Here is a 26,824-nt window from a genome sequence, read left to right as displayed (position 1 = left end):
CCGACCGTTGGGCCGACGGTGGTACCGACCGTTGCGTCGGCTGTGGTGGCGTGCGTTGTTCCGACCTCAGCGTCGTCCGTGGTGCCGACCGCTGTGCCGACGGTGGTGCCGACCGTTGCGTCGGCTGTGGTGGCGTGCGTTGTTCCGACCGCAGCCTCGTCCGTGGTGCCGACCGCTGCGCCGCCGGTGGTACCGACCGTTGCGTCGGCTGTGGTGGCGTGCGCTGTTCCGACCGCAGCGTCGTCCGTGGTGCCGACCGCTGCGCCGACCGCTGTGCCGACCGCTGCGCCGACCGTCGTGCCGGCGTCGGGAACGACCGACGGCGGCCGCAGCGACGGGTGGACGAGCGCGACGAGCGCCGCGACGTCGTCGGTCCAGCCGGACGCGAGCACGGCGTCGTCGCAGACGACGACGGTGAAGGGTCCGTCGGGCGTGGCGAGGGTGGCGGAGCGGGCGGTCATGAGGGGTCCTCTCGGGTCTGGGCGCCGGGGCGGCGTCCGGCGTGGTGGCGGCACGCCACAGGTGCATGGCGGCGTACGAGCGCCAGGGCGCCCAGGCGGCGGCGCGTGCGGCGAGGTCGCGGTGCCGTCGCCCTGCGGGCAGGCCGGCAGGGGGCGCGACGCCCGCCGCGGCGGCCCCGGCGAGCAGGGCGACGTCGCCGTCGAGCCACGCGTCCGGGTCGCCGAGCACGCGCATCGCGACGTACGCGGCCGTCCAGGGGCCGACGCCGGGCAGGGCGGTGAGCGCAGCCCGCAACGCCTCGGGGTCCGCGCCGACGTCCACCGCGAGGGTGCCGTCGGCGAGGGCGCGTGCGGCGCCGACGACGGCGGACACGCCGCGCGCGGGCAGGCGCAGCGGCCGGTCCGGGTCGGACGCCGCGGGGCTGCCGGGGTCCGCGACGGGGACTCCCGCGGCGATCGTCGCGGGCGAGGGGAACAGCGTCGTGAGACCGGCGAACCCCGAGGCGTACGGCGTGCCGAGACGGGCCGCGAGCCGGCTCAGGTGGGTGCGCGCCGCCGCGACGGAGATCTGCTGCCCGACGATCGCGCGCAGCACCAGCTCGTGCGGGTCGACCGCCCCGGGGACGCGGATGCCCGGCGTCGCGGCGACCAGCGGGGCGAGCGCGGCGTCGACGGCGAGGGCGGTGTCGACGGCGACCGGGTCCGCGTCGAGGTCGAGCAGCCGCCGTGCGCGCGCGACGGCGGCGGCGACGTCGGCGAGGGACGTGAGCTCGACGCGCAGCCGCAGGGTCCACGCCTGCCGCGTCGCGGCGCACCCGGCGCGCCGCGGGCCCGGTTCCGGCGACACCGTCGGGGTGGCCGTGACCTCCAGCGCGGCGGGGCCGTGCGGCAGGGTCAGCGTGCGGGCGTAGCGCAGCGCTGAGGGGTCGAGGGATGCGGACTCGACGCCGTCCATGGCGCGCGCCGCGAGGAAGGCGAAGATGCCGGGCGCGTCGAACGGGGCGCGCACGGGCAGGCGGAGCGCGAGGCGCACGGTGGTTTCCGCGCGGGGCAGGACTCGCGCGGGGTGCGCACGCTCGCCGTCGGCCGGGCGTGCCGGCGCATGGCCCGGGCCGTGGTCGTGGCCGTCGGCGCCCTGCAGGCCGTCTGCGCCGTCGGGGCCGCGCAGGCCGTCGCCGCCGTCGGCCCCGCGCAGGCTCTCGGCCGCACCGGCACCGCGTGGAGCCTCGCCGCGTGCGGGGCCTGGGTCGCGTGCGGGGCCGCGGTTCGGTGCGGGGACCGGGGCGCGGGCCGCCTCGTCGTGTGCCGCCTCGTCGTGTGCCGCCCGGTCGTGTGCCGCCCTGTTGTGTGCCGCCCGGTCGTGTGCCGCCTGGCCCCGCCGCCCTGCGCGGACCCGCGTGGCCGCCCCCCGCAGCGCTCCGGGCGTCGTGGCGAAGACGTCCTGCACGGTGTCGTTGAACTGGCGGATCGACCCGAACCCGGCCGCGAAGGCGACGTCGGCGAGCCTCAGGTCGGTGCCGGCGAGCAGCGCCCGCGCCGTCTGCGCCCGCTGCGCGCGGGCGAGCGCGAGCGGCCCGGCGCCGAGCTCGGCGACGAGCAGCCGGTGGACGTGCCGGGGGCTGTAGCCGAGCCGCCCCGCGAGCCCGGCGACGCCCTCGCGGTCGACGACGCCGTCCGCGAGCAGGCGCATGGCCCGCCCGGCGAGGTCGCGGCGCAGGTTCCACGCGGGCGTGCCGGGTGCCGCCTCGGGCAGGCAGCGCTTGCAGGCGCGGTAGCCGGCCTCGTGGGCGGCGGCGGACGTGAGGTAGAACGTGACGTTCTCGGGCCGCGGGGTGCGTGCCGGGCACGACGGCCTGCAGTAGATCCGGGTGGTGTGCACGGCCGTGAAGAACTGCCCGTCGAACCGGGCGTCGCGCGCGGCGATCGCGCGGTAGCGCTCGGCGAACAGGTCGGTCCCGGTGGCGGTCATGCGGCCATCGTGACCTGCCGCGGCTCGTCGCGGCTAGCGGGATTCGGACATGACGGCGTGAGGTGTCGCGCCACGCCGCCGCGCGAGCCGGTGCCTCACGCGGGCACGCGCGCTCCCAGCCAGTCGACGACCGCCCGCAGGTACTCCTCGCGCGCGGGCGGCGGCGACAGTGCGAGGTCGTGCGCGCCGCCCTCGACCGTCACGAGCTGCACGTCGCGCCCCAGGTGCCGTGCGCCGCGCCGGATGTGTGCGACGTCGAGCACCGAGTCGGTGGTCAGCAGCGCGTCGTGGGCGTGCCGGTGCGGCCCCGACCGTGCCGAGACGAGCACGAGCGTCGGCACCGCGACGTCGAGTCCGTGCCGGAGCCGCCGCTGTGCCGCGCGCACGGACCGGAACCAGCCGGCCCGCACGGGGAAGCCCTCGACCGGCTTCCAGGCGAGGTCGTAGCCCCAGGCCTCGTGCAGCGCTCGCCCGTAGTGCTCGCCCAGCCCGCCGAGGGGGAGCCGTGGCGCGACGCGTCCGACGACGTCGACCAGCCGCGTCACGGGCCCGCGCAGCAGCCAGTTCTCGTTGAGGTCGAACCACGGGCTGTTGAGCACGAGGGCATCGACGCGTCCGGGCCGGCTCGCGGCCCAGAGCGACGTCACCAGGCCGCCCATCGAGTGGGCCAGGACCACGAGCGTCGTGTGCCCGGCCGCGCGCACGGCCCCGGCCGCGGCGTCCAGGTCGCGCGCGTGCAGCGCGATGTCCGGGACCAGGTTGGGGTCGTGGCCCGCGGCGGCGTGCGCCGCCAGGGACCGCCCGTATCCGCGCAGGTCGACGGCGTAGAAGGCGTAGCCCGCGGCCGCGAGCGCGCGTGCGACGTGCGGGTGGAAGAAGTAGTCGACGAACCCGTGGACGTAGAGCACGGCGACCGGGCGCGGGCCGTCGTCGCCGTCGACCGACGGGGTGTGGCGCACGAGCGTGGCCTGCGCGCCGTCGCGCAGGGGAGCGGTCGCTGCTCGAACTCCTCGCCCAGGACGTCGGGCTGCCAGCGGGGTGCGTCGCTCATGCCTCGGTGCATGCGTCCATGCTGCCAGGTCGGCCTGGCCTGCGGGTTCCCGGTTGGCATTCAAAGTTGAGCGGAATAGACTCAACTTTGCGATGGTTGCCCCGGCAGGCAACCGCCACCCATCCCGGATCACTCGCGGAGCACGTATGGACACCAAGTTCACGACCATGTCGCAGCAGGCCCTCGGCGACGCCGTCCAGTCGGCGTCCGCGGCCGGCAACCCTCAGCTCGAACCCGCTCACCTGCTCGCGTCGCTGCTCGCGCAGCAGGGCGGCGTCGCCGTCGGGCTGCTCGATGCCGTCGGCGCGAACACGCAGGAGATCGGCCGCAAGGTGCGCGCCGCGCTCGTCGCGCTGCCCCAGGCCAGCGGCACGACGACGGCGCAGCCGCGCGCGAGCCGCGCCACCGCCGTCGCGCTGGAGACCGCCCAGAAGGAGGCGCAGGCGCTCGGCGACGAGTACGTCTCGACAGAGCACCTGCTGATCGGCATCGCCGCCGGTCAGAGCCCCGCCGCGCAGGCGCTCACCGCCGCCGGCGCGACCCCCGACGCGCTGCGGGCCGCGCTGCCCGCCGTGCGCGGCTCTTCCCGCGTGACCAGCGCCAACCCCGAGGGCACCTACAAGGCCCTGGAGCAGTACGGCACCGACCTCACCCAGCGCGCCCGCGACGGCAAGCTCGACCCGGTCATCGGGCGCGACTCCGAGATCCGCCGCGTCATCCAGGTGCTCTCGCGGCGCACCAAGAACAACCCCGTGCTCATCGGCGAGCCCGGCGTCGGGAAGACGGCCGTCGTCGAAGGCCTCGCGCAGCGCATCGTCGCGGGCGACGTGCCCGACTCGCTGCGCGGCAAGCGGCTCGTGGCGCTCGACCTGGCCAGCATGGTCGCGGGTGCCAAGTACCGCGGCGAGTTCGAGGAGCGGCTCAAGGCCGTGCTGGAGGAGATCCAGTCCTCCGACGGCGAGGTCGTCACGTTCATCGACGAGCTGCACACCGTCGTCGGCGCGGGCGCCGGCGGCGAGGGCGCCATGGACGCGGGCAACATGCTCAAGCCCATGCTGGCCCGCGGCGAGCTGCGCCTCGTGGGAGCGACGACGCTCGACGAGTACCGCGAGCACATCGAGAAGGACCCGGCCCTGGAGCGCCGCTTCCAGCAGGTCTTCGTGGGCGAGCCGTCCGTGGAGGACACGGTCGCGATCCTGCGCGGGCTCAAGGAACGGTACGAGGCCCACCACAAGGTGACCATCGCCGACTCCGCGCTCGTCGCGGCCGCAACCCTGTCCGACCGTTACATCTCGGGCCGCCAGCTGCCCGACAAGGCCATCGACCTGGTCGACGAGGCCGCCTCGCGGCTGCGCATGGAGCTCGACTCGTCGCCCGTCGAGATCGACGAGCTGCAGCGCGCCGTCACGCGCCTGGAGATGGAGGAGGTCGTGCTGAGCGAGTCGACCGACGCCGCCTCCGTCGAGCGTCTCGGCCGCCTGCGCGCCGAGCTCGCCGACAAGCGCGAGGCCCTCGCCGGGCTCACCGCCCGCTGGGAGGCCGAGAAGGCCGGCCACAACCGGGTGGGCGACCTGCGCGCCCGCCTCGACGAGCTGCGCGTCGACGCCGAGCGCAAGCTGCGCGACGGCGACCTCGAGGGCGCCGCGCGCATCCAGTACGGCGAGATCCCGGCCGTCGAGAAGGAGCTGGTGGAGGCGGAGTCCGCCGAGTCCGGCCACGCCCCCGACGGCGGTACGGGTTCGTCCACCACCGACGCCGGATCCGGGGCAAACCCGTACCCCCAGCGGGAAGCGCCCATGATCGCCGACAAGGTCGGGGCCGACGAGGTGGCCGAGGTCGTGGCCGCGTGGACCGGGATCCCCGCCGGACGGCTGCTTCAGGGGGAGACCGAGAAGCTGCTGTCCATGGAGTCCGTCATCGGGGCCCGGCTCATCGGGCAGGCCGCCGCCGTGCAGGCCGTGTCCGACGCCGTCCGGCGCGCCCGCGCCGGGGTCGCCGACCCCGACCGGCCCACCGGGTCCTTCCTGTTCCTCGGGCCCACCGGCGTCGGCAAGACCGAGCTGGCCAAGGCGCTCGCGGACTTCCTGTTCGACGACGAGCGCGCCATGGTCCGCATCGACATGTCCGAGTACGGGGAGAAGCACTCGGTCGCCCGGCTGGTCGGGGCGCCCCCCGGGTACGTCGGCTACGAGGAGGGAGGTCAGCTCACCGAGGCGGTGCGCCGCCGTCCGTACTCGGTCGTGCTGCTCGACGAGGTCGAGAAGGCCCACCCCGAGGTCTTCGACATCCTGCTCCAGGTGCTCGACGACGGCCGCCTGACCGACGGCCAGGGCCGCACCGTCGACTTCCGCAACGTGATCCTCGTGCTGACGAGCAACCTGGGCTCGCAGTTCCTCGTGGACCCGACGCTGTCGGACGAGGGCAAGCGCGAGGCCGTGATGACGACCGTCCGGGCGTCGTTCAAGCCCGAGTTCCTCAACCGGCTCGACGACGTCGTGGTGTTCGACGCGCTGTCGCTCGACGAGCTGGGCAAGATCGTCGACCTGCAGGTGCGCGCCTTCGCCGGCCGCCTCGCCGACCGGCGCATCCAGCTCGACGTCACGCCGGCCGCACGCGAGTGGCTGGCCCTCGAAGGGTTCGACCCCGCGTACGGGGCGCGCCCGCTGCGCCGCCTGGTGCAGCGCGAGATCGGCGACCGCCTGGCCCGGCTGCTCCTGGCCGGGGAGGTGCACGACGGCGCCACGGTGCTGGTCGACCGGCCGGACGACCTGGAGGTGGAGGGGCTGACGCTGAGCACCCGCGAGGGCTGAGCGGCGTCAGGCCCCGGACAGTCGCGCGAACGTCTCCCGCAGGGCCGGGTAGAGCGTCGCGTACGCCGGGTAGAGCCCGTCGTACACGGCGACGTCGCCCGGCTCGGGAACGATGTCGTGCCCTGCGGCGACGAACCGGTTCACGGGGCTCGGCCCCGCGTCGGCGGGTCCGGCGATCCAGGCGTGAGCCTGGATCGCCGCGCCCGCGGCGCTCACCTCGCCGTCCGCGCACACCCGGACGCGACGCCCGGTGACCGATGCGACGACCTGTGCCCACAGCGGTGACCGCGCCCCGCCGCCGACGGCGCGCAGCTCGCGCGCCGACGTGCCCGTGGCGGCCTCCAGCAGGCCGAGCTGGAGCCGCAGCTCGAACGCGACGCCCTCCAGCACGGCCCGGTACAGGTGTGCCGGGGTGTGCCGCCCGTGCCACCCGACGACGGCGCCGCGCGCGAGCGGGTCCCAGTGCGGGGTCTGCGCGGCGTTCCAGTAGGGCAGCACGAGCAGCCCCTCGGCTCCGGGCGGGACCGCTGCTGCGGCCGTCTCCATCGTGGTCACGTCGGAGCCCGCGAACCGGGCGGCCCAGTCGGCGACGTACGCGGCCGCGTTGAGCACCGTCTCCAGGATGTATGTGCCGGGTCGCACCCCGGCGAGCGTGCGGAACGCGGGGCTGGTCAGGTAGGTGCCGGCCGCGACCCCGCACACCATGGACGTGCCCAGGTTGAGGTAGGCCACGCCCGGTTCCTCGACGCCGAGCGCGATCCCGGCCGACTGCCCGTCGCCGATGCCGGCGACGAGTGTCACGCCCGGCTCGAGCCCGAGCCGCTCGGCGACGTCGGGAAGCAGGCCCCCGATGGCCTCGCCGCCCGCGACGAGCGTGGGCAGCCCGATGCCGCCCGGGCGGGCGTCCTGGGACGTGGCGGTCGCGGCCTCTCCCCGTGACACGCCTCGTCGTGACACACGGGGACGCCCGGCAGCAGCATCGAGCCCGGCCGCATCGAGCCCGGCAGCATCGAGCCCGGCCGCCGTCAGGAGCGCGGGGGACCAGGTCAGGTGCTCCAGGTCGAACAGGCCGAGGGTGTCCGCCGACGCGTGGCTCGTCGCCAGCCGGCCCGTCAGCCGCAGCGCGAGGTACGCCTGCACGTCCGCGAGGTACGCGGCGCGGGCGACGACGCCGGGCTCGTGCTCGGCGAGCCAGGCGAGCTTGTAGATCGCGGGCGTCGTGTCGGGCGGCTTGCCCGAGACGTCGTGCACCGACCGACCGCCGGGCAGGGGTTGCGACCCGAGCCGCGCGATCTGCTTCGACGCGCGTGAGTCGACCCACAGGATCGCGGGCCGCAGCGGTGCGCCGTCGGCGTCGAGCAGCACGAACGACTCGCGCTGGTGGGTGATCGCCATCGCCGTCACGCGCGCCCGGTCGGCGCCGGTCAGGGCGCCGACGGCGGAGCCGACCGCGGCGAGCGTCGCGTCGAACCATGCCGTCGCGTCCTGCTCGTGGAACCCGGGCGCGGGTGTCGCCGTCGTCAGTGGTGCGGCGCCCGTCGCGACGACGGCCCCGGACGCGTCAGCGACGACCGCCTTGGCTGCCGTCGTCGAGCAGTCGACGGCGACGACGAGCGGGCCGCCGCTCACGGCGCCACCACGACCTTGAGCCCTTGGCGCGCCACCGCGACCTCGAAGGCGCGGGCGGCGTCGTCGAGCGTGAACGTGTGCGAGACCAGGGAGCGCACGTCGACCCGCCCGCTGGTGACCAGGTCGATCGCGCGCGGGTAGACCTCCTTCATGCGCCGGGCCATGCGGAACGTGAGGCCCTTGCGGCGGGCGTGCGCGGCGGGGAACGCGGTGTGGTCGTCGTCGGGGATGCCGGCGAGCACGACGGTTGCACCCGGCCGGGCGGCGGCGACGCTGGTCGCGACGGCGTCGTCGTTGCCGGCGCACTCGATGACGGTGTGCGCCCCGGGCCCGACGGCGTCGTGCAGCGCGGCGGCGAACCCGCCCGCGGCGGGGTCGAGCACGACGTCGGCCCACCGGGCGGCGGCCGCCCTTCGGTGCGCGAGCGGTTCGACGGCGACGGCTCGCGTCGCCCCGGCGGCCCGCGCGACCTGGAGCGCGCACAGCCCGATGGGCCCGCAGCCGACGACGACGACCGTCCCGCCGACGCGCGGGTGCGACAGGTCGACGGCGTGGATGGCGACGCCGAGCGGTTCGAGCATGGCGACGTCGGCGTCGTCGAGCGTGTCCGGGACGGCGTGCACCCGGTCCTCGGGCCAGGCGACGAGCTCGCGCAGCGCGCCGTCGGTCTCGCCGTGGCCGGCGAACCGCACCTGCGGGCACAGGTTGCCGTGGCCCTCGACGCACAGGTCGCAGCGACCGCACGGCACGGCTGGGTCGACGGCGACGCGCTCGCCCGCGCGCGGCCCGGAGGCGATGACGCCGCCGAGCTCGTGCCCCAGCACCAGGGGGCGGGTGAGGGTCGCGTCGCCGATGCCGCCGTCGGCGAACCAGTGCAGGTCGGAGCCGCACAGCCCGACGGCGGTGACGCGCACCAGCACCTCTCCGGGGCCGGGGGAGGGCGGCGGCTCGTGCCCGACGCGCAGGTCACCGATGCCGTGCAGGCGGGCTGCTCTCATGGCGGCCACCCTAGGGTCGTCTCGCCGCACGCACCCGGCGCGGAGCGCTGTGGGCGCTGTGGGCGCTGTGGGCGCTGTGGGCACGGTGGGATTGCGAGGCCGCGGGCCGCCCGCCGAGGGTCGTGCGCGGGGTGCCGTCGCGGGTCACCGCAGCAGGGGCGGGTGCAGGTGTGCCACCGTCCCGACCTCGTAGAGGCGGGCGGGGCGCCCGCCGTCGCGGGTGGTGGTCTGGTCGGTCGGGCGCAGGAACCCCGCGGTGCCGGTGACCTTGCGGTGGAAGTTGCGCGGGTCGAGCGTGGTGCCCCAGACCACCTCGTACACGTGCCGCAGCTCGCTGATCGTGAACCGCTCGGGCAGAACGCGGCGGCCAGGGGCGTGTACTCGAGCTTGGCGCGGGCGCGTTCGACGCCGTCGCGCAGGATGGTCGTGTGGTCGAAGGCGAGCGTGTCGTCGCGTGCGAGCAGCGTGTCGACGGGCTGCCAGCGTGCGTCGGCGGCGTCGGTGCCGGCCGTGGGGGACGGCAGGTCGGCTGCGAGCACGATGTAGGCGACCGTCACGGTTCGCATGCGGGGGTCGCGGCCGGGGGCGCCGTAGGTGGCGAGCTGCTCGAGGTGGAACCGGTCGCTGGGCAGCCCGGTCTCCTCGAGCAGCTCGCGCGCCGCCGCCGCAGGCAGGTCCTCGTCGGGGCGCAGGAACCCGCCGGGCAGCGCCCACCGGCCCGCGAAGGGCGGTTCGCCGCGCCGGATGGTGAGTGCTTGCAGCCGGTCGTCGCGCACGGTGACGACGACGAGGTCGACCGTGACCGCGACGGGGGGTAGGGGTTGTCGCGCCGCATGGGGCGAGCCTACCCGCTTAACGTCAGGTTGACGGTATTGACCGTTCTGGCTTATTGTCGGTTTGACGATAACAACGAGAGGAGCCGGCCATGGCCGACATCACGCGCTACCCCATCCGCCGCCACCTGCGCGGGTCGAGCACCACGCACGTCGAGCTGATCAGCAAGGGCCGCACGGTCCGCTCCGGCGTCGGGGCGTCGTTCTGGTTCCGGCCGCTGAGCGCCGTCCTGAACGAGGTGCCCGTCGACGACCGCGAGCTGCCCCTGCTGTTCCACGCCCGCACCAGCGACTTCCAGGACGTCACCGTGCAGGCCACCGTGACCTACCGCGTGACCGACCCCGCGACCGCCGCCGGCCGCATCGACTTCTCGATCGACCCGACGTCGGGCAGGTGGCGCAGCACCCCGCTCGATCAGGTGGCGGGCATGCTCACCGAGTCGGCCCAGCAGTACGCCATCGACCTGCTGGCCGCCGTCGACCTCGCCGGAGCCACCGCGGGTGGCGTCGGCCCCGTCCGGGCCGTCATCGCCGAAGGGCTGCGCTCCGACGAACGGCTGGCCGCGACGGGCCTCACCGTCGTCGGCGTGCGCGTGGTCGCGCTGCGGCCCGAGCCCGAGGTCGAGAAGGCGCTGCGGACCCCGACCCGCGAGCTCGTCCAGCAGGAGGCCGACCGGGCGACCTTCGAACGGCGCGCCGTCGCCGTCGAACGCGAGCGGGCGATCGGCGAGAACGAGCTGCAGACGAAGATCGAGCTCGCACGCCGCGAGGAACAGCTCGTGCGCCAGCGCGGCGCCAACGCCCGCCGCGAGGCCGAGGAGAGCGCGGCCGCCGACGCCATCGTCGCGCAGGCCTCGGCCGACCGGACCGTCACGACCGCCCAGGCGCGGGCCGAGGAAACCCGCCTCGCCGGGGCGGCCCAGGGCGAGGCCGAGGCCGCACGGGTCGCCGCCTACCGCGACGTGCCCGAGGCGGTGCTGCTCGCGCTCGCCGTCCGGGAGCTCGCCGCGAACCTGCCGAAGATCGACACGCTGGTGCTCAGCCCCGACCTGGTCACCCAGGCGCTGGCCCGGTTCGGAACGGGGGCGGCGGCATGAGCCAGACGCCTCGCGTCGTCGTCGTCCACCGCCGCACCGAGTACGACGAGCTGATCGCGACGCACGGCACCCGCGGCCAGGCCGCGTTCTTCCTGCGTGGCCGCGGGCGCGACATCGCCGAGCTCGAAGAGCGTGACCAGCGCACCCGGCAGGCGGTCGCGGCAGCGGCCGCGGCCGTCCCCGTCGACTGGCGCCGCGGGAGCGTCGAGCGGAGTGACGTCGCCCGCTTCCTGTTCGCCCCCGACGACGTCGTCGTCGTGGTCGGGCAGGACGGCCTCGTCGCCAACGTGGCCAAGTACCTCGACGGGCAGCCGGTGATCGGCATCGACCCCGAGCCCGGTCGCAACGCCGGCGTGCTCGTCACGCACGCTCCGCGCGACCTCGGCGACCTGCTGCACGCCGTCGGCCAGGTGACCGAGCGCACCATGGTGCGTGCGACGGCCGACGACGGGCAGGTGCTGCTCGCCCTCAACGAGGTCTTCGTCGGGCACCCGAGCCACCAGACCGCACGGTACGAGCTGCGCACGCCGCACGACCAGGTCGAGGCGCAGGCGTCCTCGGGCGTGCTCGTGGCGACCGGGACGGGCGCGACGGGCTGGTGCCGGTCGGTCGCCCGCGAACGCCACAGCCCGCTCGCACTGCCCGCGCCGACGGAGCGCCGGCTGGTCTGGTACGTGCGCGAGGCGTGGCCCTCGCCCGCTACGGGGGCCAGCCTGACCGAGGGCGAGCTCGACGGGAGCGACCTCGCGCTGACGGTCGCCTCCGACCGGCTGGTCGCGTTCGGCGACGGCATCGAGAGCGACGCGCTCACCCTGACCTGGGGCCAGACGGTCCGCGTCGGTCGCGCGCCGACGGCGCTGCGGCTCGTCGTCTGACCCGGCCCGCGCGGGCTGCGCCCGGGCACGGACCAGCGCGGTCGCGACGCCGTCGGCCGCTGCCGCGCATCCCGTGCCAGCGCGACGGGTCGCGGCCCGCAGGGCGCTCACACTGCGAGATGAGGGTTGCTTCGGGCTACGACTTGCGGTCGGCGACGACGCGCCCTCGGCCGTGAATGGGTCACCCCGACGTGGTGGAAGGTGAGACTGCTGTGAGAACTCTTGCTGCCGTTGCGACGGCTCCGAAGACCGACCTGAGCGTCACGGAGCTCGAGCTCGACGAGTGCCGCCCGGACGAGCTGCGGGTGCGGATGGTCGCCTCCGGTGTGTGCCACACCGACGCGATCGTCCGCGACCAGTGGTACCCGACGCCGCTGCCCGCCGTGCTGGGGCACGAAGGGTCGGGGGTCGTGGAGGCCGTCGGCGCCGACGTGACCGGCTTCTCGCCGGGGGACAGGGTGGTGCTCGCTCCCGCGTCGTGCGGAGCCTGCACGCAGTGCATCGCCGGGCACCCGCAGTACTGCGAGCAGTTCTACGCCTACAACTTCGGCGGCTCCCGGCCCGACGGCTCGACGCAGTTCACCGACGACGGCGTGGCCGTGTCGTCGAACTTCTTCGGGCAGTCCTCGTTCTCGCAGTACGTCAACGTCAAGGCCCGCAACGCCGTCACCGTGAGCGACACGGTCCCGCTGGAACTGCTCGGCCCGCTCGGCTGCGGGATCATGACCGGCGCCGGATCCGTCCTGAACGTGCTGCGCCCCGGCGCGGGCGACTCGATCGCGATCTTCGGCACCGGCGCCGTCGGCATGGCGGCGATGCTCGCCGCGGTCGCCGCCGGCGCGACGACCGTCGTCATGGTGGACATCGTGCAGTCCCGGCTGGACCTCGCGCTCCAGCTCGGCGCCACCCACGTCGTCAACTCCACCGAGGCCGACCCGGTCGAGCGCATCAAGGAGATCACCGGAGGCGGCGCGCGCTACGCGCTCGACACGACCGGCGTCCCCGCGGTGTTCGCGCAGATGACCAGATCGCTGGCCCTCCTGGGTGTCGGGGGGCTGGTCGGGGCCGCGCCGCTCGGCACGGACGCGCCCTTCGACATCGGCACGCTGCTGACCAGCGGCATCACCATCAAGATGATCGTGGAGGGAGACTCGATCCCCCGCGAGTTCATCCCCCGGCTGATCAGCCTGTACGAGGCCGGCAAGTTCCCGTTCGACAAGCTCGTCACGACGTACGAGTTCGCCGACATCAACCGTGCCTTCGCCGACTCCGAGTCGGGCGCGACCATCAAGCCCGTGCTGCTCTTCCCGCGGGCATAGCGGCGACGCAGGGCAGGGGCGTCAGTCCCCGTCGAGGTCGAGGATGACCGGGACGTGGTCGCTGGCGCCCTTGCCCTTGCGTTCCTCGCGGTCGATCGTCACGCCCGTCACGCGCTCCGCGAGCGCGGGCGACGCCCACGCGAAGTCGATCCGCATGCCCTTGTTCTTCGGGAACGCGAGCTGCTTGTAGTCCCAGAACGTGTAGGTGTGCTCGGCCGGCAGGTGCTCGCGCGAGACCTCGCGGTAGCCGGCGTCCGCGAACGCCGCGAACGCGGCCCGCTCGGGCGCCGAGACGTGCGTCGCGCCGTCGAACGGCGCCATGTCCCACACGTCGGTGTCGAGCGGGGCGACGTTCCAGTCGCCGACGAGCGCGACCTGCGCGGCCGGGTCCTCGCCGAGCCAGCGCGTCGCCTGCGCGCGCAGCGCGTCGAGCCACGCCAGCTTGTACGTGTAGTGCGGGTCGTCGAGCGCGCGCCCGTTGGGCACGTAGAGCGACCACACGCGCACCCCGCCACACGTCGCGCCGAGCGCGCGCGCCTCGTGCACCGGGTCGGGGGCGTCCTCGGCCGCGGGGGCCTGCCCCGCGCCGCCGTCGACGCCGGGGCCGCTGGCGACCGCGGGGGCCTTGGCGAACCCGGGCTGCCCCGCGAAGGCGAGCTCGACGTCGTCGATCCCGACGCGCGAGATCACGGCGACGCCGTTCCACTGCGAGAACCCGACGTGCGCGACCTCGTACCCGGCGGCCTCGAACGCGAGGTAGGGGAACTGGTCGTCGCGGCACTTGGTCTCCTGGATCGCGAGCACGTCGGTGCCCGAACGTTCGAGGAAGGCCACGACGCGGTCGGCGCGGGCGCGGACGGAGTTCACGTTCCAGGTGGCAAGTCGCACGCGGCCACCCTAGAGGCCGCCGCCAACACACCTGCCCGAGCGGCCGCCACGGGCGCCGCGACCGGTTGCCGAGTCGGCACTTAGTCGTCAGCTCGTGCCCCGGGCGCACGAGCTGACGACTAAGTGCCGACCTGACAACCGGGTGCGCCACCCCGCGCGTGAGACGCAGTCGCGTCTGCTGTGAGACGCGGGCCCAGACTGGTGGTGCAGCGGGGGGCGTCATGGGTGCGGTGTTTCCCCAGGTCAGCGACAGGCGCTTGCGCTCACCGCTCCTGGCGCTCTAGCGTCAGCCGTTGACCTGGGCGCGTGATACTCGGTTCCAGCGCTCGCACTCGAAGGAGCCCCATGGCACGCCCCGCCTCGCGCCTCACCAGCCCCAGCGCCCCTGACCGTGTCCAGCACGGAACCCAGCACGGAACCCGGCGCGGAACCCGGCGCAGCATCAGCCGCAGCGCCCGGCTCCGCCCCCATGCCTTCGGGGCCGCGCTCGCCGCTCTCATGGTCGCCGCGCTCGCCGCCTGCACGGCCGGCAGCACCGCGCAGGACCCGAGCGCGAGCCCGGGCGCGGCGCGCACCGACGTCACGATCGCCGTCGGCGCGGAGCCGGTCAACCTCGACTTCACGACGACGTCGGGTGCCGCGATCCCGCAGCTCCTCATGAACAACGTCTACGAGACGCTCGTCAAGATCGACCAGGACGGCAGCCTCGTGCCGCTGCTCGCGACGAGCTGGGACGTCTCCGACGACCGCACGCAGTACACGTTCCACCTGCGCCAGGGCGTGACGTTCTCCGACGGCCGCCCGTTCACGGCCGACGACGTCGTGGCGAGCTTCGACCGCGTCCGCACCGACTGGCTCAACGCGATCAAGGGCAAGATGGACGTCGTCGCGAGCACCGAGAAGGTCGACGACGCGACCGTGCGCGTGACGCTGTCGCAGCCGTCGAACGCGTGGCTGTTCAACCTCGGCACGTCGGTGGGCGCGATCTTCCCCGCGACGCTCGACTTCGACCTCAAGACGGCCGCGGTCGGCACGGGGCCCTACGAGGTCACGCAGGTGCGCCAGGGCGACCGCATCGTCCTGGCGGGCCGCGACGACTACTGGGGCGGCCCGGCCCGCCTCACGACGGTCACGGTCCGCTACCTGACCGACACGACGGCCGCGGTCAACGCGCTGCGCGCGGGCGACGTCGACATGCTGTTCAACTCGGCCACGGGCGACCAGGTGCGCCAGCTCGCGGGCAACGCCGCCTTCCAGGTCGTCGAGGGCACCTCGACGGGTGACGTGCTGCTGTCGTTCAACAACCGCACCGCCCCGTTCGACGACGTGCGCGTGCGGCAGGCGTTCGCCTACGCCATCGACCGCCAGGCCGTCATGGACACCGCCTCGGCCGGGTACGGCACGCTCGTCGGCGCGATGGTCACACCGCAGGACCCGTTCTACGAGGACCTCACGGGTGTCCACCCCTACGACCCGGACAAGGCGCGCGCGCTGCTCGCCGAGGCGGGCCAGCAGAACCTGCGCGTCACGTTCGACGTGCCCAACCTCGCCTACGCGACGACGGCGGCCGAGCTCATCGTGTCCCAGCTCGCCGAGGTGGGCGTCACCGCGACCATCTCGACGCTCGAGTTCCCGGCCGTCTGGCTCGACAAGGTGTTCACCCGCCACGACTTCCAGATGTCGGTCATCCAGCACTCCGAGGCGAACGACATGCTGACGGTCTTCCACCGCGACTACTACCTCGGCTACGACGACTCCGTCATCGCCCCGATCGCCGCGCGAGCCGACGCGGGCACCCCCGAGGAGTTCGTCACCGGCATGAAGCAGGTGGCGCGCCAGATCGTCGACGACGCGGGCGGCGTCGTGCTGTACCTGGCCCCGACGCTCATCGTCGCCGACAAGGGGCTGACGGGCATCGCGGCGAACGCCGTCACGGAGTCCATGGACCTGACCACCCTGGCGTGGACCTCCTGACCCCGCCGGGCCGCGCGGGTGCTCCCCACGCCAAGCGGGCGCGAACCGCCGCCCCGGTTGCAGGATGGTCCCTGTGAGGCGACAGGTCGGCTGGCTCGCGGGGCAGTTCGTCGCGACGCTCGCGCTGGCCAGCGCCCTCGTGTTCCTCGTGCTGCGCGTGCTGCCCGGCGACGCCGCCGTCGTCGCGCTCGGCGTCAACGCGACCCCCGAGGCCCTCGCGCGGTGGCGTGCCGAGCACGGCACCGACAGGCCGCTGCTGGCCCAGTACGGCGACTGGATGGGTGGCCTGCTGCGCGGGGACTTCGGCACGTCCTTCGTCACGGGCCACGACCTGACGACGCTGATCGCCGACCGCGTCCAGGTGACCCTCATTCTCGTGGGGCTGGGCATGCTGCTCGCGGTGCTCGTGGCGGTCCCGCTCGGCACGATCGCGGCCGTGACGCACCGCTCGGCGTGGGGCACCGTCATCGCGGGCGCCTCGCAGGTGGGTGTGGCGGTGCCGAACTTCCTGGTGGGCGTGCTGCTCGTCTCGTTCGTCGCGGTGCACGTCGGCTGGCTGCCCGCCGGCGGATGGACCCCGCCCGCGGTCGATCCGGCCGGGTTCTGGCGGCACGCGATCCTCCCCGCGGTGTCGCTCGGCACCGTGCAGGCAGCCGTCATGACGCGCTACGTGCGCTCGGCCGTGCTGGAGGTCATGCGCGAGGACTTCCTGCGCACCGCGCGAGCCGCCGGCCACACGCGCACGTCGGCGCTCGTGCGGCACGGGCTGCGCAACGCGGGCGTGCCCGTCGTGACGGTCGTGGGCGTGCAGCTCGCGGCGATGCTCGTGGGTGCCGTCGTCGTCGAGCGCGTGTTCGTGGTGCCGGGGCTCGGGTCGCTGCTGGTCGACTCGGTGCAGCAGCGGGACCTGCAGGCCGTCCAGTCGATCGTGGTGGTGCTCGTGGCGCTCGTCGTGGTGGTCAACTTCGTCGTCGACCTGCTGTACACGGTGCTCGACCCCCGGCTGCGGGTGGCGCGATGAGCGTCCTGCCCCCGGCACCCCTCTCGTCGACACCGCCGCCGTCGGACCGCCGCGCCGTCCCGGCGTCCACCCGCAGCTCGTCATCGGCGCCGCGCTGGTGGCCGTCGTCGTCGTGACCGCTCTCGTCTCGCTCGTGTGGACGCCGTACGACCCGGTGCGGGCCGTGCCCGCCGTCCGCCTCCAGGGCCCGAGCGCCGCGCACTGGCTCGGCACCGACCGGTTCGGCCGCGACGTGCTGTCGCAGATCATGGCCGGCGCCCGCATCACGCTGTACGTCGGCGTGGTCGCCGTCGGGATCGCGGCCGTCGTCGGCGTGCCGGTGGGCATCGTGGCCGGCATGCGCCGGGGGGTGCCCGGACTGCTGCTCATGCGTGCCTCGGACGTGCTGCTCGCCTTCCCCGGCCTGCTGCTCGCGATCGTCCTGGGCGCCGCGTTCGGGTCCGGGACGACGACGGCGATGGTCGCCCTCGGCATCGGCGCGATCCCCGCGTTCGCGCGCGTCGCACGATCGGGCACCCTCCAGGTCATGCGCACCGACTACGTGCTCGCGGCGCGTGCCGCGAACCGGCCGGCGTGGGCGATCGCGTGGCGGCACGTGCTGCCCAACATCGCCGGGATCGTCGTGGTGCAGTGCTCGGTCAACTTCGGCCTCGCGGTGCTCGCCGAGGCCGCGCTGTCGTTCCTCGGGCTCGGCACCGCGCCCCCGACGCCGTCGTGGGGGCGCATGCTCCAGGAGTCGCAGCAGTTCCTGGGGGTGCACGACAACCTGGCGATCGCGCCGGGCGTCGCCATCGCCGTCGCGGTGCTGGGCTTCAACCTGCTGGGCGACGGCCTGCGCGACGTGCTCGACCCGCGCCTCAAGGGGCTGCGATGACCGCGCTGCGGGTCGCGGACCTCGCGGTCCGCACCCGCCACCAGACCCTGGTCGAGGGCGTGAGCCTGACGGTCGGCGTGGGCGAGCGCGTCGGCCTCATCGGCGAGTCCGGCAGCGGCAAGTCCTTGACCGCGCTCTCGGTGCTGGGCCTGCTGCCCGACAACCTCACCGCGACGGGCACCGTCGACGTCGCGGGCGAGCGCGACCTGCTCGCCCGCCCCGAGCGGCGCCTCGCGCGGCTGCGCGGCTCGCTCGTGTCGATGATCTTCCAGGAGCCCATGACGGCCCTCGACCCGCTCGTGCGCGTCGGCGCCCAGGTGGCGGAGGTCGTGACGCTGCACGACGACGGCGTGGGCCGCGCGCGGTCTGCCGCCGCCCGGCGCCGTGCCGTCGCGCTGCTCACCGAGGTCGGCCTGCCCGACCCCGCGGCCGCTGCGCGCGCCTACCCCCACCAGCTCTCGGGCGGGCAGCGCCAGCGCGTGATGATCGCGATGGCCCTCGCCAACGACCCCGCGCTGCTGGTGGCCGACGAGCCGACGACGGCGCTCGACGTCACCGTGCAGGCGCAGGTTCTCGACCTCATGGGCGAGCTCGTGGCCCGGCGGGGCACCGGGCTGCTGTTCATCACGCACGACCTGGCGGTGGTCTCGCGCGTGTGCGAGCGCGTGCTCGTCATGAAGGACGGCACGATCGTCGAGCAGGGCACGGTCGAGGACGTCTTCCGCAGCCCGCGCCACGAGTACACGCGCCGCCTGCTCGACGCCTCCGACCTCACGCCCCGCCGCCGCGCAGCGCACGCGACCAATGCCGAGCCCGAGCCCGAGGCCGCGCCCGCGCCCGCGCCCGGCCCGCCCCCGCCATCCGCCTCGAGGCCGTCTCACGGCGCTACCGCCGCGGCCGGCGCGGCGCCGTCGACGCCCTGCGCGACGTGTCCCTGGAGGTCGCCGACGGCGAGCGCTTCGGCATCGTCGGCGAGTCGGGCGCCGGCAAGACGACGCTCCTGCGGCTGCTCGCCGGGCTCGACGCGCCGACGTCGGGCACCGTCGAGGTCGCCGGCGTCACCCTCGCCGGGCCCGGTGCCGGCCGCCGGGGCGTCGCCGGGTCGCGCGCCGTCGCGCGCGTACGCAGCGAGCTGCAGCTCGTGTTCCAGGACCCGCAGGGATCGCTCGACCCGCGCATGACGGTCGCCGACATCGTGGCCGAGCCGCTCCTCAACCCCGCCAACCGGCGCTCGCTGCCGCAGGCGGCCACGCGGGCGGGGCGCCGGTCGCTGGTGCGTGAGCTGCTCGACGCCGTCGGCCTGCCCGCCGACGCCGCCGATCGCTACCCGCACCAGTTCAGCGGCGGTCAGCGCCAGCGCATCTCGATCGCGCGGGCGCTCGTGTGCCGTCCGCGGGTGCTGGTGGCCGACGAGCCCGTCAGCGCCCTCGACGTGTCGGTGCGGGCGCAGGTGCTCGACCTGCTCGCCCGGCTCGCGGACGAGCGCGGGCTGACGCTGGTCCTGGTCTCGCACGACCTGGCCGTGGTGCGCCACCTGTGCGACCGCGTCGCCGTCATGCGCGCGGGCGAGATCGTCGAGCAGGGCACCACCGCGCAGGTGTGGGACGCCCCGCGGCACGAGTACACGCGCCGCCTCCAGGCGGCGACCCCGACGCTCGCGCGCGGGTAGCGTCCCGCGCGTCGGGCGCTCGTCCCTCGACCCGCCTCACGCTGCCCGCCTGGCCGCGTCTGCCCCCGCCGCCTCACCGCGCCCGGTACACGTTCTCGGGCCGCCCCTGCCCCCGTACCGTGGCGTCACGTCGGCCCGCCCCGTGGCGACCAGGTGCTCCAGGTAGCGCCGCGCGCTCACGCGGGACATGCCGACGGCCGCGCCCACCTGTGAGGCCGTCAGCCCCGGGTGGCCGTCGTCCGCTGCCTCGCACAGCACCTCGTCGACGCTGCGCAGCGACCGCGCCGACAGTCCTTTGGGCGGGGCGGTGGGCCGGCTCGCAGCGGCGAGCAGCCGGTCGACGTCGTCCTGCCCGAGCTCGGGTGCTGCGCGCCGCAACGTCTCGCGCGCGGCCCATGTGGCGTCGAGCCGTTCGCGCAGCGCGGCCGCGGTGAAGGGCTTGACAAGGTAGTGCACGACGCCGCCGGCGCGCGCCCGGCGCACCGCCTCGACCTCGCGTGCCGCGGTCGCGGCGACGACGTCGGCGGGCGGGCCGGGCAGGGTCCGCAGCCGGGCCAGCACGTCAAGCCCGTCGGCGTCGGGCAGGTGGAGGTCGAGCAGCACGACGTCGGGGTGCAGGGCCGCCGCGAGCCGCAACGCCTCGGCGCCCGTGGTCGCGGTCGCGATGGCCACGAAGCGCGGGTGGCTCTCGACGTACCCGCGGTGCAGGTCCGCGACGGCGGGGTCGTCCTCGACCACCAGCACGCGCAGCGGTGGCGGGCCGGGCCGGGGCTGCCCGGCGGTCACGGACGGCCTCTCGTCCCTGCCGGGGGCGCCGCGTCGGCGGCCGGGCGCGGCAGGGTGACGCGCACGCGTGCGCCGCCCAGGGGGACGTCGAGATCCGTACGCGTCCGGCCCAGCGTTCGGCGGCCCGGCGTACCAGCCCGAGCCCGACGCCGCCGGGCGCCCGCCCGGGTGCTGGCGGCCGGGTGCTCACGCCGTCCTCGAGCACCGCCGCGCGGGCGCCGCGCGGGATGCCCGGCCCGTCGTCGTCGACGGTGACGCCGTCCTCGGCGACGTGGACGTGGACGTGCCCGCCGGGGCCGACGGCCTCGGCGGCGTTGTCCACGAGGTTGCCGAGCACCGTCAGCAGGTCGGCATGCCGGTCCGCGTCGTCGCCCGTGGGTGCGGGCAGCGCCGAGCGGTCGTCGATCTCGAGCCGGATGTCGTGGGCGGCCGCGACCCGGGCCTTGGCGTGCAGCAGCGCGGCCACCTCGGGCGCCCGCACCCCGGGCGGCACGGGCGGCGCGGGCTCGGCCTGGTCGTGCGCGTCGCGTGCGATGAAGCGCACCGCGTCGTCGACGCGGCCGAGCTCGAGCAGGCCCGAGATGACGTGCAGCGTGTTGCTGAACTCGTGCGACTGCGCGCGCAGCGCCGCGGTGAGGTCGCGTGCGCCGTCCAGGTCGCGCACCAGCGCCTGCACCTGGGCGGGTTCGAGGCGCAGGAACCGCCGTCGCACGAGCTGGGTCACCCACACCGCGGCGAGCACGCCCACGACGGCGGCCGCTGCGAGCGCCAGGAAGAGGTGCCCGAGGCCGGCGAGCCAGTCGTGGTGAAGCTGGGACTCGAGGATGCCGACGCTGGCGACGCCGATGACGGGGGCGGGGGTGGCGTCGTCGGCGGCCTCGCCGAAGATCGGGACCTTGACGCGCCACGACGTGCCGAGCGTGCCCGTCTGCGTCCCGGTCCACACCTGCCCGGCGAGCGCGGGGGAGGGGTCGGTCGAGACGGTCTCGCCGATGCGCCGGGGGTCGGGGTGCGAGTAGCGGGTCCCGTGGGTGTCGGCGACGACGACGTAGGTGACGTCGGAGGCGTGCCGGATGAGCTCGGCGATCGGCTGGATGGTCGCGGCGGGGTCGGCGTCGTCGAACGCTTCGACGACGGCGGGCAGGCGGGCGACGGACTGCGCGACCCCTGTCATGCGGTCGAGGTAGGCGCCGCGGAGCTGGCGTTCCTGGACCCAGGAGGCGACGACGCCGGTCGTGCAGACGAGGGTGAGCACGATCGTCACCTGCAGCACGAGGAGCTGCACACGGAGCGACACTGCCCGGCCCATGGTCCTCAGTGTGGCGTACGGCACACCGCGAGGGAAACAGGACCGAAACGACCGCAACGTCCCTTATGGACGAAAGCGTGGCACGTCGCGCGGCCGTCCCTAGCGTGCGCGGTACGGCCGAGGCAACGGTGCCCGGCCGGGGACCTTCGGAGGAGCCATGCGCCACGCAAGGACCGTCGCGGCGTTCGTCGCCGCAGCCACGCTCGCCGGATGCTCGGCGTTGTCGTCGGGCGACCAGAGCAGGTCGGGGGGGTCGAGCGACGGCGGGGCCTCGAGGCTCAGCATCGTCGTACCCGCAGACCCGGGCGGCGGCTGGGACCAGACGGGTCGTGCCATCCAGGCCGTGCTGGAAGGCGAGAAGCTCGTGCCCGGCGCGACCGTCACGAACGTCGGTGGTGCGGGCGGCACCGTCGGCCTGGCGAACATCGCGACGTCGAGCGACCCGAACCTGCTGCTGGTCATGGGCCTGGTCATGGTCGGGGCCGTCGAGACCAACCAGTCGCAGGCGCGCATCGAGGACACCACGCCGATCGCCCGCCTCACCGAGGAGCAGGAGGTCATCGCGGTGCCGATCGACTCGCCGTACGAGACGATCGGCGACCTGGTCGAGGCCGTGCGGACCCACGGCAAGGAGGTCACGATCACGGGCGGTTCCGCCGGCGGCACCGACCACATCCTGGCCGCGCTGCTGCTCAAGGCGGCCGGGGTGGCGCCCGACGCCATCGGGGACACGCTCAACTACGTCGCCTACTCGGGCGGCGGCGAGTCGCTCGCCGCGCTGCTGGGACACAACGTCGACGCGGGCGTCTCGGGCGTCAGCGAGTACGCGGAGCAGGTCAAGGCGGGCACGTTGCGTGCGCTGGCCGTCTCGGGTGCCGAGCGGGAGGCGCTGCTGCCCGACGTGCCGACCCTCAGCGAGTCGGGGTACGACGTCGAGCTGACCAACTGGCGGGGCGTCGTGGCCCCCGGCTCGATCGACGACGCGCAGCGCGAGCGGCTGGTCGCGCTGGTCACCGACCTGACGAAGTCGGACGCCTGGGTGCAGACGCTCGAGGAGCGGGGCTGGTCCGACGCGTTCCTCGCGGGCGACGCGTTCGACACCTACCTGCAGGGCAACATCGCCGAGATCAAGGGCGTGCTGCACGACATCGGGCTGGTCGGATGAGCGGCCCTCACGCACCCTCGGGGCGGGCCGCGCTGCGCCCGCCTCCGGGGGCTCCACGTCGGCCGGGCCCCAGCGCGTGCCGCGGGGGCGCCGGCTCGGCGAGCTCGTGTTCGCCGTGGTCGTCGTGGGCATCGGGGCGCTGGTGCTCTTCGAGTCGCGGAGGATCGCCGTCCCGGGGTCGGTCAACACGCTCGGCCCGCGCGCCTTTCCCGCGATCGTGGGCGGCGTGCTGCTCGTCTCGGGCGTGGCCGTGCTCGCGCAGGTGCTGCGCGGGCACCTGGGCCGGGAGGAGGGCGGCGAGGACGTCGACCTCGCGGTGCGGACCGACTGGCGCACGGTCGCGATCCTCGCCGGGGTGTTCGTGCTGCACGTGCTCACCATCAACGCGGCCGGGTGGCCGGTGTCCGCGGCGCTGCTGTTCGCCGGGTCTGCCGTCGCTCTCGGGGCGCGGCCGTGGTGGAAGGCCGTGCTGGGCGGCGTCGTGCTCGCCCTCGTGATCCAGATCGTGTTCGGCGGGATGCTCGGGCTGAGCCTGCCGCCAGGTCCGCTGCTGAGGGGGGTGCCTTTCCTTCATGGGTGACATCTCGGCCCTGCTCGACGGGTTCTCGACCGTCCTGCACCCGGTGTTCCTGCTGTACGCGCTGTTCGGCGTGTTCGTCGGCACCGCGGTCGGCGTGCTGCCCGGCATCGGGCCGGCCATGACGATCGCGTTGCTGCTGCCGCTGACCTACTCGCTCGAACCGTCGGCGGCGATCATCGTGTTCGCCGGCATCTACTACGGCGGCATGTACGGGGGGTCGACGACGTCGATCCTGCTCAACACCCCCGGCGAGTCCGCCTCGATCGTCACCGCGCTCGAGGGGCACAAGATGGCCCTCGCCGGGCGCGGGGCCGCGGCGCTGGCGACCGCCGCGATCGGTTCGTTCCTCGCCGGGTCGCTCGCCACGGCCGCGCTGACGTTCGTCGCTCCCGTCGTGGCACGGTGGGCGGTACAGCTCGGCGAGCCCGACTACCTGGCCCTCATGGTCGTCGCGTTCGTCACCGTGGGCGCCCTGCTCGGTTCGTCCGCGGCACGTGGCATCGCCGCGCTCGGGCTCGGCCTGCTGCTCGGCCTGGTCGGCACCGACACGCTGACCGGCCAGCAGCGGTTCACGGCCGGCGTGCCGCAGTTCGCCGACGGCATCGACGTCGTCGTGATCGCCGTGGGCCTGTTCGCGGTGGGGGAGGCGCTCTACGTCGCCTCGCGGCTGCGGCACGGCCCGGTGCGCGTCATCCCGGTCGCGAAGGGGTGGCGCACGTGGATGAACCGGGAGGACTGGCGGCGGTCGTGGAAGCCGTGGCTGCGCGGTACCGCCATCGGCTTCCCGGTGGGCACCATCCCCGCGGGCGGCGCCGACGTCGCGACGTTCCTGTCCTACGCCGCGGAGCGCAAGCTCGCCGGCCGGCGCAAGGCGCAGTTCGGCCGTGGCGCGATCGAGGGCGTGGCCGGGCCCGAGGCCGCCAACAACGCGGCCGCGGCGGGTGTGCTCGTCCCGTTGCTGACGCTCGGCCTGCCGACGACGGCGACGGCCGCCATCATCATCGCGGCGTTCCAGTCCTACGGGATCCAGCCGGGCCCGCTGCTGCTGACGAACCAGTCGGCGCTGGTGTGGGCGCTCATCGCGAGCCTGTACATCGGCAACGTCATGCTCGTGGTGCTGAACCTGCCGCTCGTGGGCATGTGGGTACGCATCCTGCAGATCCCGCGCCACTACCTGTACGCGGGCATCCTGCTGTTCGGTGCGCTCGGGTCGTACGCGCTGAACTTCGCGCCCGTCGATGTGCTGGTGCTGCTGGTCATCGGCATCGTCGGGTTCGCCATGCGGCGGTTCGGCTACCCCGTGGCGCCCATGGTCGTCGGCATGATCCTCGGCCCGATGGCCGAGGACCGGCTGCGCCGTTCGCTCGCCATCAGCCAGGGCGACCTGACGTACCTGGTGACGCGCCCGTTCGCCGCCGCCGCCTACGGGGCGATCATCGTCGTCGTGATCGCGGGACTGTGGCTGCGGCGCCGCGAGCGCCGCTTCGAGGCCGAGGTGGCGCGCCTGGCCGCCGACGCCGAGGCCGCGGAGCCGGCGCCGCAGCCGCAACCGGCCGACTGAGCACGACGCCGGGTGGACGCCGGGCGGTGCCGTGCGACGCCGTGCGGCACCGCCCGGCGTCGCGCTGCCGTCAGGTGGGCGCGCGACGGCCCGCGCGCGACCTAGGGTGGGGCCATGGGAACCGCGCTCGTCACCGGCGCCACCGCCGGCCTCGGACTGGAGTTCGCCTGGCAGCTCGCCACGGCCAGGCATCATCTGGTGGTCGTCGCGCGCGACGAGGCCCGCCTGGAGAGCCTGGCCGCGCAGGTGCGGGCGGCTGCGGGCGTCGAGGTCGAGGTCGTCGTCGCCGACCTCACCGTGCCGGACGACGTCGCGCGCGTCGCCGCACGCCTGGCCGTCACGGGCGAGGAGGAGGGCGAGACGCGCCGGCCCGTCGGCCTGCTGGTCAACAACGCCGGGTTCGGCACGAGCCAGCGGTTCGTGGGCGGCGACCTGGACGTCGAGGTCCAGGCCCTCGACCTCATGGTGCGGGCGGTGCTGGTGCTGTCGCACGCCGCCGCAGGGCAGATGACGCACCGCGGGCGGGGCGCGATCCTCAACGTCGGGTCGGTCGCGGCGCTCACCGCGAGCGGCACCTACGCGGCGGCGAAGGCGTGGGTGCGGTCCTTCACCGAGGGCCTGGCGTCCGAGCTGCGCGGCACGGGCGTGACCGCGACGGTGCTCTCCCCGGGGCTCACCCACACCGAGTTCCACGCGCGGGCGCACGCCGACATGTCGGGGGTGCCCGAGATCGCGTGGCTCGACGCGCCGCGCGTGGTCGCGGACGCGCTCGCGGACGTGCGCCGCGGCGTCGTGCTGTCGACGCCGTCGCTGCGCTACAAGGCGGCGTCGGCGCTGCTGCGCGTCGCCCCGCGCGGTGTGGTGCGCGCCGTGGGCAAGTACCGCTGAGGCCGCCCGCCTACAGCCAGTCGACGCGCCTGAACACGCGGTACAGGGCGAACGCCGCCCCCACCATGAGCGCGAGCGCGAACGGGTAGCCGAACAGCCACCCCAGCTCGGGCATGTGGTGGAAGTTCATGCCGTAGATCCCGGCGATGAGCGTGGGGGCGAAGAAGATCGCGGCCCACGACGAGATCTTCTTCGCCGCCTCGGCCTGCTGGAGCGACGCCTGCGACATGCGCCGCATCTCGTCGTTCTGCTCCTGCGCCACGAGGGTCGCGTGGACGGTGAGGGCGTTGTCGAGCAGGGCGCGGAACTCGTCGGCGCGGCTCGCGTACCGGATGGCGTGGTCGAGCACGTCACGCAGCGCGCGCTGCAGCTCGACGTCGACGGCGCCGTCCGCGGGGTGGCACCCGAGCCGGGCGTCTCCTCGAACACCCGCCCGGTCTCCAGCGTGCGGACGATCTGCACGAGCGGCCGCGTGGCCCGCTGGAGCGCGATGACCTCGCGCGACAGCTCGTAGATGCGCCGTGAGACGTCGGGTTCGCGGCTGAAGAGCTGGTCCTCGATCTCGTCGATGTCGTTCTCCAGCCCGGCGACCACGGGCCCGTACTCGTCGACGACGTGGTCGAGCAGCGCGTGCAGGATCGCGAGCGGGCCCAGCCGCAACCGGTCGGGCCGCGCCTCGAGCGCCTGGCGCACGGGGCTGACGCGCGGGAGCTGCGAGCGGCGCACCGACACGACGAACGTGGGCCCCACGAACACGTGCAGCTCCCCGAACTCGACCTGCTCGGGCCCGTCCAGGTAGCGGGCCGGGTGCATCACGAGGAACAGCACGTCGTCGTACCGTTCGAGCTTGCTGCGCTGGTGGGCGTTGACGGCGTCGTCGACGGCGAGCTCGTGCAGGTTCAGCTCGTCGGCCACGGCGCGGATCTCGTCGGGCGAGGGACTCAGGAGGTCGATCCAGCCGATGCCGCCGCAGGCCTGCATGGTCTCCAGGGTCTGCTCGAGGCTGGGCGGGTTGCCGACCCGGAGACCGTCGACGTACACCGCGTTGTCGGTGATGCTCACGAGGT

The 26,824-nt window shown here is 74.6% G+C and carries 19 protein-coding genes and 4 pseudogenes; 13 read left to right on the top strand and 10 right to left on the bottom strand.

What is annotated here, in order from left to right; translation table 11 throughout:
* Positions 1 to 66: 66 nt before the first annotated feature.
* Both ET495_RS18810 and ET495_RS11950 read right to left on the bottom strand, forming a co-directional pair.
* Positions 67 to 2,430 carry a DNA-3-methyladenine glycosylase 2 family protein gene (locus ET495_RS18810; RefSeq protein ID WP_245993050.1) on the bottom strand — a complete coding sequence of 788 codons (2,364 nt, stop codon included), beginning with the start codon at positions 2,428 to 2,430 and terminating at the stop codon, positions 67 to 69.
* A 95-nt stretch (positions 2,431 to 2,525) separates the two neighbouring features.
* Complete coding sequence (locus ET495_RS11950; protein ID WP_245993049.1) at positions 2,526 to 3,389, bottom strand: alpha/beta hydrolase; 864 nt, start codon at positions 3,387 to 3,389, stop codon at positions 2,526 to 2,528.
* Between the two features lie 238 nt (positions 3,390 to 3,627).
* Between ET495_RS11950 and clpB the strand changes: the two genes are divergently transcribed.
* Positions 3,628 to 6,291, top strand: coding sequence for an ATP-dependent chaperone ClpB (gene clpB / locus ET495_RS11945; protein WP_129204992.1), 2,664 nt, complete (start codon positions 3,628 to 3,630; stop codon positions 6,289 to 6,291).
* Between the two features lie 6 nt (positions 6,292 to 6,297).
* Here clpB and ET495_RS11940 read toward each other — a convergent pair whose 3' ends face one another.
* From ET495_RS11940 to ET495_RS19435, 4 genes and pseudogenes are all read right to left on the bottom strand, one after another.
* Positions 6,298 to 7,920 (bottom strand): xylulokinase, encoded by a 1,623-nt coding sequence (locus ET495_RS11940; RefSeq protein WP_129204991.1) that lies wholly within the window; start codon positions 7,918 to 7,920, stop codon positions 6,298 to 6,300.
* Positions 7,917 to 8,918: a zinc-binding dehydrogenase gene (locus ET495_RS11935; RefSeq protein WP_129204990.1), complete on the bottom strand. Its 1,002-nt coding sequence runs from the start codon at positions 8,916 to 8,918 to the stop codon at positions 7,917 to 7,919. The genes ET495_RS11940 and ET495_RS11935 overlap by 4 nt, the downstream gene beginning before the upstream one ends.
* Before the next feature lie 144 nt (positions 8,919 to 9,062).
* The gene (locus ET495_RS19440; RefSeq protein WP_342770099.1) at positions 9,063 to 9,239 is read right to left on the bottom strand and encodes an NrtR DNA-binding winged helix domain-containing protein; all 177 of its coding nucleotides are present in this window, start codon (positions 9,237 to 9,239) and stop codon (positions 9,063 to 9,065) included.
* A 179-nt stretch (positions 9,240 to 9,418) separates the two neighbouring features.
* Positions 9,419 to 9,694, bottom strand: a pseudogene (locus ET495_RS19435) (NUDIX domain-containing protein); the annotation flags it as partial.
* Between the two features lie 149 nt (positions 9,695 to 9,843).
* On the opposite strand from ET495_RS19435, the gene ET495_RS11925 reads away from it, so the two are divergent.
* The 3 genes from ET495_RS11925 (at position 9,844) to ET495_RS11915 (ending at position 13,042) form a co-directional block, all read left to right on the top strand.
* Complete coding sequence (locus ET495_RS11925; protein ID WP_129204989.1) at positions 9,844 to 10,848, top strand: SPFH domain-containing protein; 1,005 nt, start codon at positions 9,844 to 9,846, stop codon at positions 10,846 to 10,848.
* Positions 10,845 to 11,723 (top strand): NAD(+)/NADH kinase, encoded by an 879-nt coding sequence (locus ET495_RS11920; protein WP_129204988.1) that lies wholly within the window; start codon positions 10,845 to 10,847, stop codon positions 11,721 to 11,723. The genes ET495_RS11925 and ET495_RS11920 overlap by 4 nt, the downstream gene beginning before the upstream one ends.
* A gap of 212 nt (positions 11,724 to 11,935) precedes the next feature.
* Positions 11,936 to 13,042: an NAD(P)-dependent alcohol dehydrogenase gene (locus ET495_RS11915; protein ID WP_211340838.1), complete on the top strand. Its 1,107-nt coding sequence runs from the start codon at positions 11,936 to 11,938 to the stop codon at positions 13,040 to 13,042.
* Between the two features lie 21 nt (positions 13,043 to 13,063).
* Here the strand turns inward: ET495_RS11915 and ET495_RS11910 are convergent, their stop codons facing one another.
* Positions 13,064 to 13,930 carry an exodeoxyribonuclease III gene (locus ET495_RS11910; RefSeq protein ID WP_129204986.1) on the bottom strand — a complete coding sequence of 289 codons (867 nt, stop codon included), beginning with the start codon at positions 13,928 to 13,930 and terminating at the stop codon, positions 13,064 to 13,066.
* 345 nt (positions 13,931 to 14,275) lie between these two features.
* Here ET495_RS11910 and ET495_RS11905 point away from each other — a divergent pair, with 345 nt between their 5' ends.
* From ET495_RS11905 to ET495_RS19425, 5 genes and pseudogenes are all read left to right on the top strand, one after another.
* The gene (locus ET495_RS11905; RefSeq protein ID WP_245993048.1) at positions 14,276 to 15,904 is read left to right on the top strand and encodes an ABC transporter substrate-binding protein; all 1,629 of its coding nucleotides are present in this window, start codon (positions 14,276 to 14,278) and stop codon (positions 15,902 to 15,904) included.
* A 73-nt stretch (positions 15,905 to 15,977) separates the two neighbouring features.
* Entirely contained in the window at positions 15,978 to 16,925 is a 948-nt protein-coding gene (locus tag ET495_RS11900; protein ID WP_245993047.1) for an ABC transporter permease, read from the top strand.
* A 97-nt stretch (positions 16,926 to 17,022) separates the two neighbouring features.
* The gene (locus ET495_RS11895) at positions 17,023 to 17,799 is read left to right on the top strand and encodes an ABC transporter permease (protein ID WP_425471133.1); all 777 of its coding nucleotides are present in this window, start codon (positions 17,023 to 17,025) and stop codon (positions 17,797 to 17,799) included.
* A pseudogene (locus ET495_RS19430) lies at positions 17,796 to 18,281 on the top strand (ATP-binding cassette domain-containing protein); the annotation flags it as partial. The gene ET495_RS11895 and the pseudogene ET495_RS19430, both read left to right, overlap by 4 nt.
* Positions 18,282 to 18,454: 173 nt before the next feature.
* Complete coding sequence (locus ET495_RS19425; protein ID WP_342770165.1) at positions 18,455 to 19,468, top strand: ABC transporter ATP-binding protein; 1,014 nt, start codon at positions 18,455 to 18,457, stop codon at positions 19,466 to 19,468.
* 36 nt (positions 19,469 to 19,504) lie between these two features.
* Here ET495_RS19425 and ET495_RS11885 read toward each other — a convergent pair whose 3' ends face one another.
* Positions 19,505 to 20,206 carry a response regulator gene (locus ET495_RS11885; RefSeq protein WP_245993046.1) on the bottom strand — a complete coding sequence of 234 codons (702 nt, stop codon included), beginning with the start codon at positions 20,204 to 20,206 and terminating at the stop codon, positions 19,505 to 19,507.
* Between the two features lie 187 nt (positions 20,207 to 20,393).
* Positions 20,394 to 21,428 (bottom strand): annotated as a pseudogene (locus ET495_RS11880) (sensor histidine kinase); the annotation flags it as partial.
* A gap of 292 nt (positions 21,429 to 21,720) precedes the next feature.
* Between ET495_RS11880 and ET495_RS11875 the strand changes: the two are divergent.
* The 4 genes from ET495_RS11875 (at position 21,721) to ET495_RS11860 (ending at position 25,757) form a co-directional block, all read left to right on the top strand.
* Positions 21,721 to 22,728 carry a Bug family tripartite tricarboxylate transporter substrate binding protein gene (locus tag ET495_RS11875; protein WP_129204983.1) on the top strand — a complete coding sequence of 336 codons (1,008 nt, stop codon included), beginning with the start codon at positions 21,721 to 21,723 and terminating at the stop codon, positions 22,726 to 22,728.
* 76 nt (positions 22,729 to 22,804) lie between these two features.
* Positions 22,805 to 23,308 carry a tripartite tricarboxylate transporter TctB family protein gene (locus ET495_RS11870; RefSeq protein WP_129204982.1) on the top strand — a complete coding sequence of 168 codons (504 nt, stop codon included), beginning with the start codon at positions 22,805 to 22,807 and terminating at the stop codon, positions 23,306 to 23,308.
* Positions 23,301 to 24,869 carry a tripartite tricarboxylate transporter permease gene (locus ET495_RS11865; RefSeq protein WP_129204981.1) on the top strand — a complete coding sequence of 523 codons (1,569 nt, stop codon included), beginning with the start codon at positions 23,301 to 23,303 and terminating at the stop codon, positions 24,867 to 24,869. Before ET495_RS11870 ends, ET495_RS11865 begins: the two co-directional genes overlap by 8 nt.
* 114 nt (positions 24,870 to 24,983) lie before the next feature.
* A complete protein-coding gene (locus ET495_RS11860) occupies positions 24,984 to 25,757 on the top strand; it encodes an SDR family NAD(P)-dependent oxidoreductase (RefSeq protein ID WP_129204980.1) in 774 nt (257 codons plus the stop codon).
* 10 nt (positions 25,758 to 25,767) lie between these two features.
* On the opposite strand, the pseudogene ET495_RS11855 reads toward ET495_RS11860, so the two are convergent.
* Positions 25,768 to 26,819: pseudogene (locus tag ET495_RS11855) on the bottom strand (magnesium and cobalt transport protein CorA).
* Positions 26,820 to 26,824 lie beyond the last annotated feature (5 nt).

This window comes from Xylanimonas allomyrinae (genome assembly GCF_004135345.1).
In the GTDB taxonomy this organism is placed as follows: domain Bacteria; phylum Actinomycetota; class Actinomycetes; order Actinomycetales; family Cellulomonadaceae; genus Xylanimonas; species Xylanimonas allomyrinae.
The sequence above is the reverse complement of the archived record's forward strand: the minus strand, read 5'-3'. Positions and strand labels throughout refer to the sequence as shown.